We start from the raw sequence: 16,675 nt of genomic DNA on the forward strand, positions 1-16,675 counted from the left end.
AGTTTTGTACAGCTTCCTACCAGGAACGTGGTCCATGGGTGCCGTAACAAGGGCCGCCGTGTCAGTCCCGCCGTATGACTGGCACCTTACAGAGGCCAGGTTTTTTCCCTCAAGAATTGTAAGACCGAAAAGGCTCTAAGAAAAGTATTAGCTTTCTGGTCAGTCTGCGGCACTTTCACATTTTCTGGCTGTCTCACTCGGTGGCTCGGTAGGAGCAGAAGGTCTTGGAAGAAGCTGAGGTAGTACGTCTCCTACGATTTTTTCGGAAATATTGCACTTTTTTGATAGACGTGAAACGTAGAAAAATACCGAATAAAGGGATACGTTGCTATCTGACGGCTTCAATTTCCAAGCCCTGACTCGCGTTCAGTTGCGGCAACAGACGTACGTACGTTCAAGGATATGTACATGACCATGGATCAGGCCGGCCCCTCGCGGCGGCGATGGCATCAAAAGTATTGCTATCTCGTCAATTTTGGTAGATTTGGTTTTCGGACCGATCAGCTTGATAAATGCCGACGTCATGCGGCAGTCAACGAGGCACGCGCATGAATAAATTCTTGACCCCTCCTACCTCCGCAGCTCTGACCTGTGAGCGCAAGCAGACTGGCTTGCTGGGTAGTGGTCAGCAGGGGTTTGCAGGCGAATCGGCCATGGACTTCTACATGCAGCCTGGGCGCTTTGCAGGACTGTACGCAACTGATGATTACACAGCTGCGGTGTACCTGGTGCATCAGCTTTCATCTCGCGATGAGCAAATGAGTTCTGATGAGTCCAAAAGTGCTGCTCTGCTACTGCGCAAACTCCTGCAAAAACTGAAGTACGCAATCAACGTATCGGTTGAAGCATTACAAGCCTTGCAAACGGCCGCTGAAAACATTCCGGTAATTGGCCCTCTCATGTTCTCGGGAGGGAATTGGCCAGGGACTATAGCGACTGCCGCAAGTGGCGCTATGGCAGCCGCACAGAGCAGAAAGGTGACTGATTTACTGGATATGACGCCCGAGCAGAAAGCCAAACTTAACGCATGGGCAGATAGCAGAGGCACGCCCGGCGCACGGTCGGCGCGAAAGACATTTAAAGGCAGTATTAAAATTATTGCTAAAGAAGGTCAGCTATTTTTTGAGATACCTGTCACAGCCGTTGCAAAGCATTACAAGATACTCGATGCGATCGGACCTTCAGTCGCCCATGTACCAGTGAAAAATACGAAAGCGGCCTTGAGTCAGCGAGCACACTTGCATGCGGAAGGTGGGACAGGAGTACTGAAGTTTATGGGCAGTAACCCTGTTGGCATTGCTCTGGCAGTGGGACCTCAAGCGTACCTGGATTATTCAAGCTCCTCCACGAATCTGGAGTTCTATAACAAGTCTGTTCATAGTCAGCCCACTAACATTGTGTCCGCTGGTTTCGGTGTGGCAACCGGTTATGCCATGGCGGCCGGCGCCACCTTTTTTGCGGTTCCTGCAGCGCCCTTAGTTGTTGTCGTAGCCGTCAGCTTCGGCGTGGGTCTGGTTGCGCAATGGGCGATGGTTGAGTTCGGAATTGACGAGATGATCGGAAAAGCCTTAGAAATCGAGAAACAAAAATGATCGACTCAGAAAACCTGAAAAAATTCAGCTGGTTTTTGTTTGTTTTTCTGGTCTCCATACTAGCTTTGGGACTTTCAAGCTTTAAATATTTTTTACCTGTCTATTTTACTATTTTCTTATGCGCAATAACGTGGACTCTGTACCTTGTCTATGTATGCGAGAGCTTTACTTTATATATGACTTCCTTGTTGGTTACGATAGCAAGCATCTTCTGCTCATTTGCTTCTCTCTCAGCTTATTTGGTTGCCACAAAATTTTGGGGCAAAGCAAGCGCTCCTGCACTCATGGCGGGACTCGTCCCATTTGGGATTACATCGTTGACGTATCTGATATTGGTCAATGGCAAGCCATCATTTCATCCATTTGAATACGATGGAATCAAGGTCCAGCCACGTCCAGAAAAAAAGCAAAAAAAATCGATTGCTTACAATCCTCTCTTAATAGCTGGCGCAACCACCCTGGCAGCAAGCATTTTTATCAAAGCAGCAGGAGCCCTTACCGCCGGGATGGTTGCGATGTTTGGGTTAACGACTTTCTCGATAGCGTTATTATTCCACGCACGTCACATAATCAGAGGCTTGCGTGACCTGCGCCTCCACCAAAAAACGATGCCAACCCCCTATACATTCATGCAGATTGATGAAATTCGCAAAGCCCGTAGACGCTGGTGGCTGAGCAGGTTATTCCAGTGGGTCGCTTCCCGGCGCAAGTCGCCGGGAGCCTGATTTTCGATGATAATTACGCGCGGGCTGATAAAGCCTCCTAGCGTTGTACCGGCTTAAGGAGTAGTGGAAGCGATGGATCTATCCTCACTGTTTACGGCGCAGAACAGGCGACTGTTCAAGCTGACGATGGCCCTCAAGGGTGGCCAGGAGCTGTTGCTTGATTCCTTTGCCGGTAGTGAAGGTTTATCGGCTGATTTCGGGTTTCAACTCGATCTGATTTCTGATGATGCGAGCGTAAAGCTTAAGTCCGCTATAGGGCAGTCCGCGACCATTGAAATCGAACTCGCCACCGGAGGCAGCCGTTACATTAACGGTCACGTATTGAGCTTCGGTAACAATGGCAGCGACGGTGGCATGTCGCGCTATTCAGCCTACATAGGCTCGTGGTTGAGCCTGATTGCGCAGAGGTACGATTCTCAGATCTATCAGGATCAGACAGTGGAGCAGGTGATCCGGAAGGTATTTGGTCGCTACGATGGGCTTGCGAAGTACGAGTTCCGTGTCAATCGCACGCTCAAGCCATACAGCTACATCACCCAATACCGCGAAAGCGATAGTCACTTCGTCATGCGCCTGCTGGAGCAGGAGGGTTTGTTCTTCTACTTTGAGCATACGGCGGACAGCCATACGCTGATCATCATGGACGACTCGACTGTACTCACACCGCTTCCAGAGCAGCCCCAGGTTCGCTTCCATACAGCTTCTGTAACCGAAACCTCTGACTCCATCACCCACTGGAGTTCAGCCCGGGAATTCCAGGCTGGCAAGATTTCGGTACAAACCTTCGATTACCGGCAGCCAGGAAATCGTATTCCCGTCACGATGAACAGCCTTAATCAGCAAGGCGATGTTCCGTCGTATGAAATCTTTGATTACATGGGGCAGTACACGCACGGCACGCACGAAGATGGTGAGCTCCTCGTGCGTAATCGTATCGAGGCACTGGAGCTAAAAGGTAAGACATTCGTAGGGTCGAGTAACTGTCGGGCGATGCGTCCAGGTTACACATTTGAACTGACGCAACATTACGAGCATGACACGGGCTCTCCCGATGATCGGCAGTTCCTGTTAATGAATATCGAGCATCGCGGCAGCAATAATTACACCTCGGGCAGTCAGGCGGGTTACGCCAATAAAATTTATTGCGTACGCAAAAAAATCAAGTTCCGGCCTCAGATGGATCTGCTCAAGCCAGGCATCTCCGGCCCCCAAACCGCCATCGTTGTCGGCCCGCCCGGCGAAGAAATCTACACCGACGAAATGGGCCGGGTAAAAGTGCAGTTCCACTGGGACCGCTACGGCAAGTTTGATGACAAAAGCTCCTGCTGGGTCCGCGTCGCTCAATCCGGCGCAAGTGGCGGTTTTGGTAGCATGCAGATCCCGCGTGTCGGTGACGAGGTGGTGGTCGTTTTCCTTGATGGCAACCCTGACCGTCCGCTCGTCATGGGCAGTTTGTACAACAGCCAGAACACGCCGCCGTGGTCGCTGCCTGCCAACAAGACCCAGAGTGGTTTCCTGACGCGTTCGGCCAAGGGTGATGGCGGTACGGCCAACTTCTTCCGCTTTGAAGACAAGGCCGGTGCCGAACAGGTGATCATGCATGCCGAGCGCAACATGGACACCGAGATCGAGCTGGATGAAAAGCACGAGGTGGGCAATAACCGCAAGGTGACGGTCGGCGGCACAAATACGGAAATCATCCAGAAAGATACTGTGACGAACGTGCAGCAGGGGTCGTTTACGCTAAAGGTCGACAACCAATTCATTCAGGTGGATGCCAAGCAGTACATCCTTCTCAAAGTGGGCGACAGCAGCATCTCGATCACTCCGGAAGGCATTCAGATAAAAGGCAAAGTGATCAATGTTCTTGGCGAGAGCACCTTCGTCAAAGGTGACCGAGTCGACATCAACAAGTGAGAACGCAGGGCATGGAACGAACAAGTCTCTACGACCGTATTTCCGCAAAACGTATTGCGGATGAGGAGGCAGCACGCAAGGCGGCGCTGGAAGCTCCGGTCGTTGAAGCTGTCCCCGAGCCTGAGCCAGAACCGATCACGCCATTGCAGGACGTGCCCAGCAGTTTCAATTTTGGTGGCTTTAATCTGGCCTTTCCTGAGGGCGCCCTGTTTCGTGATGTCCAGGTTACGCTTGAGTACAAAGGCGAGCCGCTCATGTTGTCTGTCAAACGCAGAGACGTAATGCAGGGTGAGGCGCTGGAAGCACTTTTCGAAAGCTCGGTGCAGACCTTTCGTGAGCGCGACCCTCAACTCCGTATTATTCGTCGGCGGGACTGCACCCTGGTGGGCTGTACTGCGAAAGCGCTGGATTTCCACTTCAAAGAAGGCAGCGCAGAACAACACGCACGACTGGTAGGTGCGCTTGTTCCGCTTGCCGGAAAGGATGTGCTGCAGTGGTTGGAAATTTCTTGCCTGATCGATCCGACCAAACCGGACCTCAGCCTCTGGCTGGCGGATTTCGATAGCATGCTGGGCGGTCTCGCCGCACAGTGATTGTTTCTTTTTTGATTTCAGGAATTCTTATCACATGGACTACGAGTTGCACGAAGGCAGTATCAAGCTGCCAGAGGGATTTCAGGACCGCACAGTGAACATGTTCGTCATGGGTTCGACGCTGCCTGCCCCGCTGAGCATTACAGTCTCCAGAGACACTCTGCTACCTTCCGAGCACCTGAAAACCTATGTTGATCGCCAGGTCAAAATGCTTTCGTCCAAGCTGCGCGGTTACACGCTGCTGAACAGAAAAGCAGTTTCGCTATCGACCGTGGCCCCTCTCGAAGGTATTCAGATCGACGCGTATTACATGACCGAAGGGCGCCCTTACTATCAACGCCAGGCGGCGTTTCTGATCGAGCCTGAGCGCGCGATCGTATTCTCGACCACGTCCCAGACGGACTTCAGTGCCGAGCAGACCCAGGACTGGGAAAACTTGCTGGCCAGTTTCCAGCCTCGCGTGGCCGACACTTCTCCAGCCAACGGTAGCGAACAGGAGTAACGCTCATGTTCGAGGCCGCGCGCTTTGGTGACGAAATATCGCATACCGGCGCCCTGGGGGGCTTCCTGATCGGGGCTGTGCTCGGTATTGCGCTCATTGCGACGGTGGCAATCGCAACCTTCACGTGCGGGTTCGGCGTGGCTCTTCTGGCAGGACTTGCAGCAGGCGTCGGAGGTAGCCTGCTCACCGCCGCAGGAGAGGCGATAGGGAGTATGTTTTCCTCCCCTTCCGGCACGATCATCACGGCCTCACCCAATGTGTACATCAACAACCGCAAGGCGGCGCATGTTGAAAAAAGCATTGGTGCCTGTGACAAACATCCAGGGCCGGTCAAGATTGCCGAAGGCTCGACCAACGTCTTCATCAACAGTGTGGCGGCGGCGCGCAAAGGCGACAAGCTGACCTGTGGCGCGACCATCTCCGGCGGCTCCGACAACGTATTTATCGGCGGCGGCAGGTATCGCTATCTGCCAGTGGACGACGAAATTCCAGGCTGGCTGCGCACTACCGTCGATGTGCTGATGGCCGTGGCGGGTGCGGCAGGTGGTATTGCACAGCTGCTCAAGGCCGGAACGCAGGCTGGCATGAAAGCAGTGCTGCCCTGCGCCATGAAGTTCACCGCAGGTTTCGTGGCCGGCGAAGTGGGCAGTCGCTACGTGGTTGAGCCTGTGATGCGCAGTGCAATCGGCGGCCTGAGCGGCAATCCGGTCGACACCACGACTGGCCGCAAGCTGATCCCGGATGAGATCGACTTCAGCCTGCCGGGCCTGATGCCCATCGAATGGTCGCGTTTTTACGCCAGCAATCTGAATGTCGACAGCGTACTCGGCAAAGGCTGGGTGCTGCCGTGGGAGCAAAGCCTGCGCAAGCGCGGCAGCTTCCTCTACCTTACGGACAACCAGGGCCGCACCGTACCGTTCGTGGACATAGCGCCCGGCCAGCGCATCTACAACCCCCACGAACAGGTTTATCTGGTCTGCACGCAGGGTGGTCACTACCTGCTGCAGACGCTGGACAACATCTTCTTCTACTTCGGCGAAGTGCCTGACGACAACAAGCCGGTCCCGCTGGATCGTATCGAAAACGCACTCGGTCACTTCCTGCATTTCACCCGCACTGAACAAGGCACGCTGACCGACATCAGCGCAACGGGCGGGATCCGCGTACACCTGCATTACGACGAAGTGACCACGCGCCTGACCTCGGTCAAGCGCATCGTCGACAACGAGGCTGTCGAAACGCTGGTTCAATACCACTACGACAGTAACGGTCAGCTCGCTGAGGTGTTCAACCGCAACGGTGATTCCGTGCGCCGTTTCAGTTACACCGATGGCGTCATGACCCGCCACAGTAACGCACTGGGCCTGACCTGCGAGTACCGCTGGGAAATCATCGACGGCCAGCCGCGTGTCGTCGAACACCAGACCAGCGATGGTGAGCATTTCCACTTCCGCTACGACCGCGAGGCCCGCACCACCTGGGTCACCGACGTACTGGGCCGCGAGCTGGAAATTCATTACAACAAGGACCATCGCGTCACCTCGAGCCGCGACTACAGTGGCGATCACTACGTCATCGAGATCGACGACACCGGCAACATGACCGGGCTGACCCTGCCCGATGGCAATCAGCTGGCGTTCGAGTACGACGAGTTCGCCCGGTTGCTCAAGGAGACCGATCCGCTGGGCCGCAGTATTCGCTACCAGTACCACCACCTGACGACGCTGATCACTCAGGTTGATTACCCGGATGGCAGCACCTGGAAGGCCAACTACGATGCCAAAGGCAACCTCGTGGCCGAGATCGATGCGCTGGGCCACAAGACCGAATACCTCAACGGTGAGGACGGCCTGCCGCACACCATCGTCGACCCGACGCTCAAGTCCAAATACCTGTGGTGGAACAACCTGGCGCAAGTGCAGCGCTTTCAGGACTGTTCGGGCAAAAGCACTTATTACCGCTATGACGAACGCCACCACCTGGTGGCCGTCACCGATGCCCTGAACAACACCACCACGCTGGAACGCAAGCCCGACGGCGAAGTGCTGCGCATCAACCATCCGGATGGCACCAGCGAGACCTTTACCTACAACGAACTGGGTCAGGTCCTGACCCACACCGATGGCAAAGGCCAGACTACCCAGCTGCTGCGTAACGGCCGTGGCCTTCCTAAATGGCGACAGGATGCCAAAGGCCAGACCATCACTTACGAATACGACAAGGCCATTCGCCTCGTCGCCCTGACCAACGAAAACGATGCGACCTACCGCTTTGCCTACGACAACGCAGACCGTCTGATCGAAGAAAAACGCATCGATAACCTCACCCGCCGTTTCAGCTACAACCTCGGCGGGCACCTGACACAGGTCGAGGAAATCGGCTGCGGCGAAAAAGGCGAACAGCCACGGCGCAGCACCCATCTGGAGCGCGACCCGATTGGTCGCCTGCTGGCCAAGCTAAACGACGATGCCCGTCAGGACTATGCCTACGACGACGGCGACCGACTGCTGTCAATCGAGCGCAAGCCGACGGACACCGGCAGAAAACTCGGTGTTGCCGCCGAGAAACTGGAATTTGCCTACGACCTGCTCGGCCGCCTCATCAAAGAGACCACACCCCAAGGCGCACTGGCCTACGAGTACGATCCGCTCAGCAACCTGACCACGCTGACACTTCCTACCGGCCAGCACCTGAATCACCTGTACTACGGCAGCGGTCACCTGCACCAGATGAATCTGGATGGCCAGCTGATCAGCGACATGGAACGCGACGATCTGCACCGCGAGATCTATCGCACACAGGGCAAGCTGACCAGTTGCTTCGGCTACGACAGCATGGGTCGCAAGGCTTGGCAGTACGCAACCACCCTGCCTGCTGAAAAACTGTCGCAGATCCAGAACCCGCTCATAAAGCCGGAGCGTTACGTCGAACACGCCTACAACCCGATTCACCGCCGCTACGAATACGACCCTGCCGGCGAACTGAGCCGCACCCTCGACAAGCTGCGCGGCGAAACCCAGTACGAGTACGAAGCCAACGGCCAGTTGCTGGCGCGCAACACCGGTCGAGTAGTCGATGGCGAAGAATTCCGCTACGACGCTGCGGCCAACCGCCTCAACTTCAACACCAGTCGTTTCGACCACGTCAAAGACAACCGCCTCAAACAGTGGGCGAACCACGAATACAAATACGACGCCTGGGGCAACCTGATCGAAAAAGTCGTCGGCATCGTGCGCTGGCAGACCTTCACCTACGACTGCGAAAACCGCCTGGTCAAAACCGAGACCATGGCTGACACGCAGGTGGAAAGCACCAGTAGCTACCAATACGATAGTTTGGGCAGGCGAGTCGCCAAACAGTCCGAGATCAAAGGCCACACCGACCACAAACGCTTCCTCTGGCAAGGCTTGCGCATGCTGCGTGAGGAAAGTCCGGGACAGAGCAGCCTGTATATCTACGAGCCCGGCAGCTACGCGCCGCTGGCCCGCGTGGATGAGAAAGAGGGCGAGGTAGAGAACAAGGTTTATTACTTCCACACCGACCAGATCGGCACACCGCTGGAAATGACCGATGCAGAAGGGCAGATCGTCTGGCAGGCCAAGTACCGGGCGTGGGGTGCGGTGGAAAAGCTGGTGGTGAACGAGGTTGAGCAGAACCTAAGGTTTCAAGGGCAGTATTTTGATGCCGAGACGGGGCTGCATTACAACACGTTTCGGTATTATGATCCGGAGATTGGGCGGTTTACTACGCAGGATCCGATTGGGTTGTTGGGTGGGTTTAATCTTTATCAGTATGCCCCTAATACCAACGGATGGATTGATCCGTTTGGACTAACTGGATTTTTTACACCCTCCTCATTCACCGCTCCATCCGGTAGTACACATACAGTTTATCAGCAAGTGATAGACTGGGACCTACCTGTCAATACAAGGGAAGGAGTCAAGACCAACTTGGATCTCGCATCAGAGGGGAGAAGTCCATTTGTTGTTAAGAATGGCAGTTATTCTCAGCTTAATCTCCATCATTCTAAACAAGATGGGTTAGGCTCTCTCTTCGAGTTATCTGCCGATACACATAAAAAATTTGGTAACACTAACGCGTTGCATCCTCATCTACCTGCACAGCATCCGATCAACCCTGTTAATAGAGACCTATTCAACGGTGATCGCGGCGCTTACTGGGAAGGACGTGCGCAAACAGAAATTAACAGAAGAGCCGGGAGCCCTAAGCTTTCGGGAAACTGCGGATAAAGCTATGATATCGAAAAAACTGATAGATTTTTTTAAACAACAAGGCTGGTGGTATGAAGATGCTAGCGCAGATTATGAAGTGGAGCTCAAGAAGCTGGGTATTGACTTATCATCTGATTTCGCTCAGTTCTACTTACACGTAGAAGACGGTCCAACATTCATGCAGCACGGAAAGGAAATATATCAGGTATGCTGGTTCTCCAAAAACACCAATTTTGATCTAGACTTGAAGAGCACACATGAAACATTGCAGCTCCCACAGGAGTATATTCCGCTAGATAGCTTCGAGGGCGAAAGTGGCTATTTCTATAATAGAGACACTGGCGAGGTACTTAGCGTATCTTTGGGAAATGAGCTCTTGGATTTCAAACAAGGAAAATTGAGACCTCAGTGGGCAAATTTTAACGATTTCTTGGAAAGTTATTTCGAACAGGCTTGACGATTTAATGATTAATGCTACGCAAATAAAAACCTTTGCGATGTAAGCTTAGGTTCAAACCACTCATATTGAATTAGCTACAGAGAGTGTTGAAAAAATAGAGTAGGAAATTTATTTTCTTTTGATAGGGCATCTGGTTTTTGCTGTTAGCCTTTGCCCTAATAATAAGACTCATTTAGGCTACAAAAATATAATTAGTCTAAGTGAAGCTTGTAAGAAAGCTTGTTGCTAGTATTTTGTAACTCTGGTTTTTTAGAGGCTTGCACTTTCACGATGAGATAGCCCTAGCGCCACAGTAGCGATCTTTAAAAATTTGACTGAGATGGGCAACTTCAATACCATCCTAGCCTTGTACAAAGGTGATAAAAACTTTGCCATGAAAGCGACTTGGATTGCCTTATCAACATCAAAGGTGCAGCGAGCACCTCGTCAATGTCGAATTGCTTGTGTAAAGAATTCGATCACCTGTTCACCGTCACCGATGCCCTGAACAACACCACCACGCTGGAACGCAAACCCGACGGCGAAGTGCTGCGCATCAACCACCCGGATGGTACCAGCGAGACCTTTACCTACAACGAACTGGGCCAGGTCCTGACCCACACCGATGGCAAAGGCCAGACCACCCAGCTGCTGCGTAACGGCCGTGGCCTGCCCAAATGGCGACAGGATGCCAAAGGGCAGACCATCACTTACGAATACGACAAGGCCATTCGCCTCGTCGCCCTGACCAACGAAAACGATGCGACCTACCGCTTTGCCTACGACGACGCAGACCGTCTGATCGAAGAAAAACGCATCGACAACCTGACCCGCCGTTTCAGCTACAACCTCGGCGGACACCTGACACAGGTCGAGGAAATCGGCTACGGCGAGAAAGGCGAACAGCCACGGCGCAGCACCCATCTGGAGCGCGACCCGATTGGTCGCCTGCTGGCCAAACTCAACGACGACGCGCGTCAGGACTACGCCTACGACGACGGCGACCGACTGCTGTCAATCGAGCGCAAGCCGACGGACGCTGGCAGAAAACTGGGCGTCACCGCTGTGAAGACAGACTTCGCACACGACCTGTGGGCCATTATTGAAAGACTGTGACTTATGGAGCGCAGGCTGCCAGGACGATTAACTCAGCAATTAGACCTCACTGCCTCATCGCATAGACCAGCACCTAACCATCCGTATTACAACATCGGCAACCGTCTGAACCTCAGCACCGGCCGCTTTGACTAGGTCACTCGTCAAAAGGCAACCATCTAAAATAGTGGGACGACTGGTCATACACTTAAATATTTAATGTATGATCTTTCAGACCAAGCCATTAAATTTTACTATATTTCGCTTTTAAAACTTGAGTTAACAACATGATAGAACCACAACCCAACGCAATAAAAAAGGGACTTTACGGGTCTTTCTTGTTGATCGCCTTATTTGGCACAATGTCGACGTTTAAATCTGATTTTTTCTGGCTGGTATGCCTCGGCCTCTTTACCCTACTCATGCGGGCAATATATTTGATTTACCTGAGCGAAAGCTTCACTGCAATCGCAGTTCATTCTTTCACAGGCCTTTTCTCTTCATTTCTACTCATGAATACAAGCGTTATTTATCTTATAGCAAAATCTGAATACGGCGCTTCAACGACAGATGCTTTATCGTGGGCGATGATTCCGGCCTTACTGATGCTCGTTTCATTTTTATTTATTTACTTCACAAAATCGAGATCACGTCAGCTGTCTTTTGAGACCAGAGATAACAAGATATATATGGTGCACGGTTATGTCAGCACGAGAAACGGAAACTTACTGAGCGGAGGCGTCATTGTGGCCGGAATCGCTGCAATGATCGTGTGGCCTATAGAACTGATCATTATGGTCAGTATCTGGATAGCACTGAGCAATCTTTACCTTCTTTACTGGAACAGGGACGCCATCCGAATACTGAAAAAAATCCTGGCGCTGGAAAAGAAGCACAATCGGTCTTACACGTTCGAGTACATCGAACAGCTTCGTGAAGCACGCAGTCGCTGGTGGCTGGGTAGGTTTTTGAAATGGGTAATATCATTCAGCAAATGAAGTCAGGTAGCAGACCATCAGCGAAGAAGACAACTAACCGCAACACCCAACCAAGGAAGAAAAATGGGTAAACAATCTCGCAGCAAGCGGGCCTCGCCGGAACCTATGGTGATTTACCGCAGTCACGTTGCCGCTTTCCGCTCGCGTTATCTGCTGTCCTTTCTGACTCCGATCTTCATGGGCATATTTTCCCTCGCCATTACCGCAGGCACGATGGTCGATGCGTACTTTCCAAATGAGCCGGAGAGAACGGGCCAGTCGATGATGCTCATGATGGGCGTATCACTGGTCTTGAGTTTCGGCGGCATCATGATGAGTCGTGGGCATGCCTGCGGAATGTGGATATTGGCGGCCATTCTGGTGAGCTGCTTTTTTGCCGTGTTGCCCACTGCCCCTGCGCACTGGCGGCGTTTTGAATTGATGCTTTACGTGCTGGGGCTGCTTTTCCCGTTGCTGGGCCTTTTATCGCTCAACAGCGAGCGCGGCCGGGAGTTGCGCATGCAATGGAGGATTATTCGATCCGAACGCAAGGAGATCCGTCAGGAGATGCGGCGGCGCAAGGATCTCGAGGTGCATCGTGAAAGCCTGCGCAAGAGAAAGGCGCTACGCAAATAGCCCGGGCTCAACGAGGACTTTATCGCGCCCAACAAAAAACCCGCCGAAGCGGGTTTTTCCAAGACCATCCCGACTCCCTGTCGGCTGCCTCCGAGGCGATGGTCGATCATCCTTGATCCTGGTGAACTCCTGTTCACCACTTGATGGATCCAATACTACGGAGGAAGGACCAGATCGGAAATGGCCAAATCCCTCCACCGCGTGTAAGCGTTTGGCTATACCTTGTCGAGGCGGGCATGAAGAGCTCGGGGAGCAATTACGTAGTACGCCACCTGGAAACTTCATACAATCGCTCGCTGATTACAAAAGCAGCAACATCAGAGACACAGGATTTCCCGGAAGAAAACGTCACCCCACGGAACACAAGGAGTAGAACCATGAGCACGACAGATCAGACCCAAAGCACTGGCCAGCACAGCGCCAAGTGGCAAGAGCGTTTCAATTTTTTCGAGACGTATGGTGCGCCGAACGATCCACGCTTCAAGCCGGCAGTGAACGCGCTGCCTGACTTCAAGAAGAAGCTGCTGGTCTGCGCCAATATCATCGCGTTTTTCTTCGGCCCGATTTATTTCTTTGTACTGGGTCTGTGGAAGAAAAATCTGGCGCTGATCGGCGTCATTATCGCGGTCAACATCGTTATAGCTCTGCTTTTCGGGATCCTCGGAATGGAGGTTCCGGCAGCATTGGGCACCGGCTTGAACGTCGTGTTTTCTCTGATGTACGCCCTGACGGCCAACTACTCCCACTACCTCAAGGAAGTGAAAGGCGAGCAAGGCTGGAACCCGTTCAAAGGCATGCGCCTCTGACCTGCAGACGTAGCCAACTGAGCACCCGCACCGCTCAATGAGCGTGCGGGTTGGCTGTGGATAACTCCCCTCGGGCTTTATGCCTGCCCTTCCACCAGCCGCAACTCCCCATCCACATACAGCACTTCACGCCCCACCCACGCCAGATCAACCTGCGGCAGCACGGCCGAGGGTTTGCGCAGTTCGCGCAGCAACGTCGAGCCGTGCGAGAGACGCCCGCCCATGCGCGCGATCACCGCGCGGGCGTTCTGGTAGTGCGCGTGGCGTCCGGGGTCGAGGGTGTCTTCCAGCAGGATGTCCTCGCCCAGAATGCCCTGGACCTGGCCCGGATAGATCATGAAGCCGGTGGCCTGCTCGGTGCCTTCGCGGCCGTCCTGCCAAAAGCTGCCTGCACGGCTGCGAATGTCCGGATGGGGCGCAAACCAGTGTTCCCGGTCGGCGCCGGGCATGGCGTGATGCAGGCGGAAGAACAGGCGCATCAGGTTGTCGCGATACCACTCGCGTACTTGCAGGTAGTAGCCGCGCATGCCCGGCAGGCCTGCGCGGTGGGCGATGCGAATGAAACCCGGCCAGGTCGGGAAGGCCTGTAAAGGCAGGTCAGTGGCTGCCGGGCGCGGGGTCGCGGGGTCGGTTTCCCAGGGCAGCCGGTGCGGGCAATGCTCCAGGTCGTCGTAAGCGGTCGGCGGACGTCCCAGCAGGTCTCCGCCGCTGCTGGCCAGCGAGGTGGCGATGCACAGGTTGCCTTGCACGACGAATACGTAGAAACGGGTGAACCAGTCAGCCAATTGCTGGCCGTCAGCACCTTGGGCCGTGAGGGCATGCAGCTCTCGGTCGAAGCGGTGCAGTTGCTTTTCCAGGGTCAGCAAGTGGCCACGCGCGATGCGCTGCATCCGCAGAAACACCGGTAATGAGCGCACCAGACGCAGCGGTCGCCACGGAAGATGCGGGGTCGCGCCGCCGACCTCGTCGGCGTAGCTGCTGGAGGCGATGCCCCAGTCAGCCAGACGTGCGAGAAACAGGTCGTTGTTGATGTAGGAAGCTGCGCCAAACAGTGCGGTAAATGGCTCGTTGTCCTGCAACACGCGTGAATCCCAACGCGCCATGATCGCCGGGATGCTGCCTGCGGCACGCCGCTGTGCGTACTCGACCAGCCTGCTGGGCTGTGGCGGCAGGATCTCCGCAATATTGGCGGCGGTCAGGTGGCGGCGCCAGCCGTAGTCACTGATCGGGCGGTACTGCAGCAGCCACAACTGGCGGCCATCCCAGGCCCACTCGACGTCGCCCGGCACGTAGTGGAATACGCGCAGAACGCCCTGCAGGAAGTCCCAGAGCGCCTCCTCAGTCAAACCGTGGGATGGCTTGAAGTCGCCGCTGCTCCAGGCCGCGCCGAGGCGGGAAATGATCGCTCGTTCAGGGCTTGCCTGACCGTCGGCCAGCGACTCCAGGTGCCCTTCCACCCACTCCAGCTCGACCGACAGGTGACGCACGAAGGCGATGCCGGAAAGCACCGGCGTGATGAAGCGCTGCACCACAACCTCTTCGACGCCAGCGTTGTGCAGCTCTGCGACGCGCGCGGGTACGTTGTGGCCGGGCTCACGAAGAAAAGTGGTGCTCAGACCGGCGTTGGCCGCATCGGCCTGATCCTCACCGAAGCTGGACGAGCGCACGGCCCAGATAGCGTCAGGCTGACGGGCCAGAAACGCGGGCAAGGCCGAGTCACCGCCCTGTTCCAGAGACAGTGCCTCGGGCACCGGTTGCCCGGCAATGGCCGCCAGACGCAGACGGCCGCCTTTGGTGTGCGCAACGAAGCCGCGCTCGCCCGACTCCAGCCACTGCGCAAACTCGGCCGGTGCGTCGATCCACGGGTAGTGACCCCAGCCCGGTTTCAGGCTGATGGTCAGGTCGGCACGCGCCAGAATGGCCGACCACGCGGCTGCCTGCTCGATGCCCAGGACCTTGTCCTGATCGCCCCAGACCAGCTCTATCGAATCCTGAACCCACTCCAGCAGCGGCAGCGCGGTGTCGGCACGCAACAGGTCCCAATACGGCACGAAAGCACGGCAGCGGGCGTAACCGGAACCCATGCGCTGGTAGTGCGCGGCAGGCCAGCGCTGCTTGGAAAACTTGTGCGCAAACAGCGTGGGCTTGTTGGCCAGCAGCCAGTGAATGGTCTTGCGAATGGGCAGCGGCGACATCAGCGCAGGCAAACGCCGCTGCCACAGAAAAGCTCCCACCGGTGCCAGCAACACGCTTCTGCAGAAGTGCCCGGGCTGGCGCTGCAAGGCATGAATGACCAGCAAGGCATTGACGCCCACAGCGACGATGGCGCTGCCCTTCACGGTCGCCGCCAACAGCGCATCGGCGTAGGCGGCGAGGTCTTCGCAGGGTGGCTGAGGATTATTGCCGAAGCCCGGTAGCTCCAGCGGCACGACCTGATGCTGCTGAAAATACGGCAGCGCGTCGTCCCACCATTCGGCACTGCTGCCGTTGCCCGCCAGCAGATACAGCAGCGGCAAGTCAGACATGACGAGGGTCCTTCGACGAGTGGACAGCCGAAGTGCGGCGATCATGGCGATACAGCCAGATCAGCGGCGGCAACAACGCCAGCAGCGCCGCCAGATCGAGCCACACATGTGACCAAACGCCCCCACGCACGGAAATCAGGATGTCCTGAGGCGCCCACAGCAGCAGGCCCGCAATCAGCCAGCCCCAGGGCATGGCGCTTTTCAGGCGATTGCCCAAGTGCACCAGCGCCAGCATGTACATTGAATAGGTTTGCAGCGTTGCGCCGAACAGCGCCATCCACCAGACCTGTTGCGCGCGAGCAGCGGCGGGAACCGCCTCGGTCCAGAACGCCTGCTCGAGGCTAGTCAGATAGCCATCGAGCAAGCCGGAAAAGCCTGCCCAGGTGAACACCAGACTGCCCAGCACATGCGCAACTGCGACGGCATACAGCCAGGTCACCAGCGTACGGCGCAGGGTGTCAGAAGAGAGCGGCATACCAGGTCCTTGAGTCGTCCTTGTGAGGTGGCGAGTTTAGCGATTTCTCGATGGGCTTAATACGAGCATGGCCAAACTGCTCAGACCTCCCACTGTTGAACAGCTGTTATTAATGTCAGTAGACAGCTTTTCTGCTGCGGCCTAATTTTAGGCCTTCAGTA

Annotated in this window: 12 protein-coding genes and 1 pseudogene; 11 read left to right on the forward strand and 2 right to left on the reverse strand. The window is 55.1% G+C overall.

Going from position 1 to position 16,675, the window contains the following annotated elements; all coding sequences use genetic code 11:
- Positions 1-548 precede the first annotated feature (548 nt).
- The 11 genes and pseudogenes from KBY02_RS22315 (at position 549) to KBY02_RS22365 (ending at position 13,514) form a co-directional block, all read left to right on the forward strand.
- Positions 549-1,592, forward strand: a complete 1,044-nt coding sequence (locus KBY02_RS22315) for a hypothetical protein (RefSeq protein WP_046722315.1) — start codon at positions 549-551, stop codon at positions 1,590-1,592.
- The gene (locus tag KBY02_RS22320; protein ID WP_104652897.1) at positions 1,589-2,317 is read left to right on the forward strand and encodes a hypothetical protein; all 729 of its coding nucleotides are present in this window, start codon (positions 1,589-1,591) and stop codon (positions 2,315-2,317) included. The genes KBY02_RS22315 and KBY02_RS22320 overlap by 4 nt, the downstream gene beginning before the upstream one ends.
- A gap of 72 nt (positions 2,318-2,389) precedes the next feature.
- Positions 2,390-4,234 (forward strand): type VI secretion system tip protein TssI/VgrG, encoded by a 1,845-nt coding sequence (tssI, locus tag KBY02_RS22325; RefSeq protein WP_104652896.1) that lies wholly within the window; start codon positions 2,390-2,392, stop codon positions 4,232-4,234.
- Positions 4,235-4,245: 11 nt separating this feature from the next.
- Complete coding sequence (locus tag KBY02_RS22330; protein ID WP_003420357.1) at positions 4,246-4,827, forward strand: DcrB-related protein; 582 nt, start codon at positions 4,246-4,248, stop codon at positions 4,825-4,827.
- Between the two features lie 34 nt (positions 4,828-4,861).
- A complete protein-coding gene (locus KBY02_RS22335) occupies positions 4,862-5,329 on the forward strand; it encodes a DcrB-related protein (protein WP_003318825.1) in 468 nt (155 codons plus the stop codon).
- Between the two features lie 5 nt (positions 5,330-5,334).
- Entirely contained in the window at positions 5,335-9,579 is a 4,245-nt protein-coding gene (locus tag KBY02_RS22340; protein WP_104652895.1) for an RHS repeat-associated core domain-containing protein, read from the forward strand.
- Between the two features lie 4 nt (positions 9,580-9,583).
- On the forward strand, positions 9,584-10,018 hold the full coding sequence (locus KBY02_RS22345; protein ID WP_055005647.1) for an SMI1/KNR4 family protein: 435 nt from the start codon (positions 9,584-9,586) through the stop codon (positions 10,016-10,018).
- A gap of 453 nt (positions 10,019-10,471) precedes the next feature.
- Positions 10,472-11,092 (forward strand): annotated as a pseudogene (locus tag KBY02_RS22350) (RHS repeat protein); the annotation flags it as partial.
- Positions 11,093-11,382: 290 nt separating this feature from the next.
- Entirely contained in the window at positions 11,383-12,093 is a 711-nt protein-coding gene (locus KBY02_RS22355; protein WP_058823215.1) for a hypothetical protein, read from the forward strand.
- Positions 12,094-12,156: 63 nt separating this feature from the next.
- Positions 12,157-12,708 carry a hypothetical protein gene (locus KBY02_RS22360; protein ID WP_003424320.1) on the forward strand — a complete coding sequence of 184 codons (552 nt, stop codon included), beginning with the start codon at positions 12,157-12,159 and terminating at the stop codon, positions 12,706-12,708.
- Positions 12,709-13,085: 377 nt separating this feature from the next.
- Complete coding sequence (locus tag KBY02_RS22365; RefSeq protein WP_104652894.1) at positions 13,086-13,514, forward strand: DUF2628 domain-containing protein; 429 nt, start codon at positions 13,086-13,088, stop codon at positions 13,512-13,514.
- Positions 13,515-13,591: 77 nt separating this feature from the next.
- Here KBY02_RS22365 and KBY02_RS22370 read toward each other — a convergent pair whose 3' ends face one another.
- Complete coding sequence (locus tag KBY02_RS22370; RefSeq protein ID WP_225650763.1) at positions 13,592-16,039, reverse strand: PEP-utilizing enzyme; 2,448 nt, start codon at positions 16,037-16,039, stop codon at positions 13,592-13,594.
- Entirely contained in the window at positions 16,032-16,514 is a 483-nt protein-coding gene (locus KBY02_RS22375) for a hypothetical protein (RefSeq protein WP_032657271.1), read from the reverse strand. The genes KBY02_RS22370 and KBY02_RS22375 overlap by 8 nt, the downstream gene beginning before the upstream one ends.
- Between the last annotated feature and the right edge of the window lie 161 nt (positions 16,515-16,675).

This window comes from Pseudomonas sp. P129, from assembly GCF_020312195.1.
GTDB lineage: Bacteria > Pseudomonadota > Gammaproteobacteria > Pseudomonadales > Pseudomonadaceae > Aquipseudomonas > Aquipseudomonas fragariae.

Excerpts from the sequence above, each read along its gene's own strand:
- KBY02_RS22330 (WP_003420357.1), top strand. The coding sequence starts at position 4,246 with ATGGAACGAACAAGTCTCTACGACCGTATTTCCGCAAAACGTATTGCG.
- KBY02_RS22315 (WP_046722315.1), top strand. The coding sequence starts at position 549 with ATGAATAAATTCTTGACCCCTCCTACCTCCGCAGCTCTGACCTGTGAG.
- KBY02_RS22335 (WP_003318825.1), top strand. The coding sequence starts at position 4,862 with ATGGACTACGAGTTGCACGAAGGCAGTATCAAGCTGCCAGAGGGATTT.
- KBY02_RS22365 (WP_104652894.1), top strand. The coding sequence starts at position 13,086 with ATGAGCACGACAGATCAGACCCAAAGCACTGGCCAGCACAGCGCCAAG.
- tssI (WP_104652896.1), top strand. The coding sequence starts at position 2,390 with ATGGATCTATCCTCACTGTTTACGGCGCAGAACAGGCGACTGTTCAAG.
- KBY02_RS22340 (WP_104652895.1), top strand. The coding sequence starts at position 5,335 with ATGTTCGAGGCCGCGCGCTTTGGTGACGAAATATCGCATACCGGCGCC.
- KBY02_RS22360 (WP_003424320.1), top strand. The coding sequence starts at position 12,157 with ATGGGTAAACAATCTCGCAGCAAGCGGGCCTCGCCGGAACCTATGGTG.
- KBY02_RS22320 (WP_104652897.1), top strand. The coding sequence starts at position 1,589 with ATGATCGACTCAGAAAACCTGAAAAAATTCAGCTGGTTTTTGTTTGTT.
- KBY02_RS22375 (WP_032657271.1), bottom strand. The coding sequence starts at position 16,514 with ATGCCGCTCTCTTCTGACACCCTGCGCCGTACGCTGGTGACCTGGCTG.
- KBY02_RS22370 (WP_225650763.1), bottom strand. The coding sequence starts at position 16,039 with ATGTCTGACTTGCCGCTGCTGTATCTGCTGGCGGGCAACGGCAGCAGT.
- KBY02_RS22345 (WP_055005647.1), top strand. The coding sequence starts at position 9,584 with ATGATATCGAAAAAACTGATAGATTTTTTTAAACAACAAGGCTGGTGG.
- KBY02_RS22355 (WP_058823215.1), top strand. The coding sequence starts at position 11,383 with ATGATAGAACCACAACCCAACGCAATAAAAAAGGGACTTTACGGGTCT.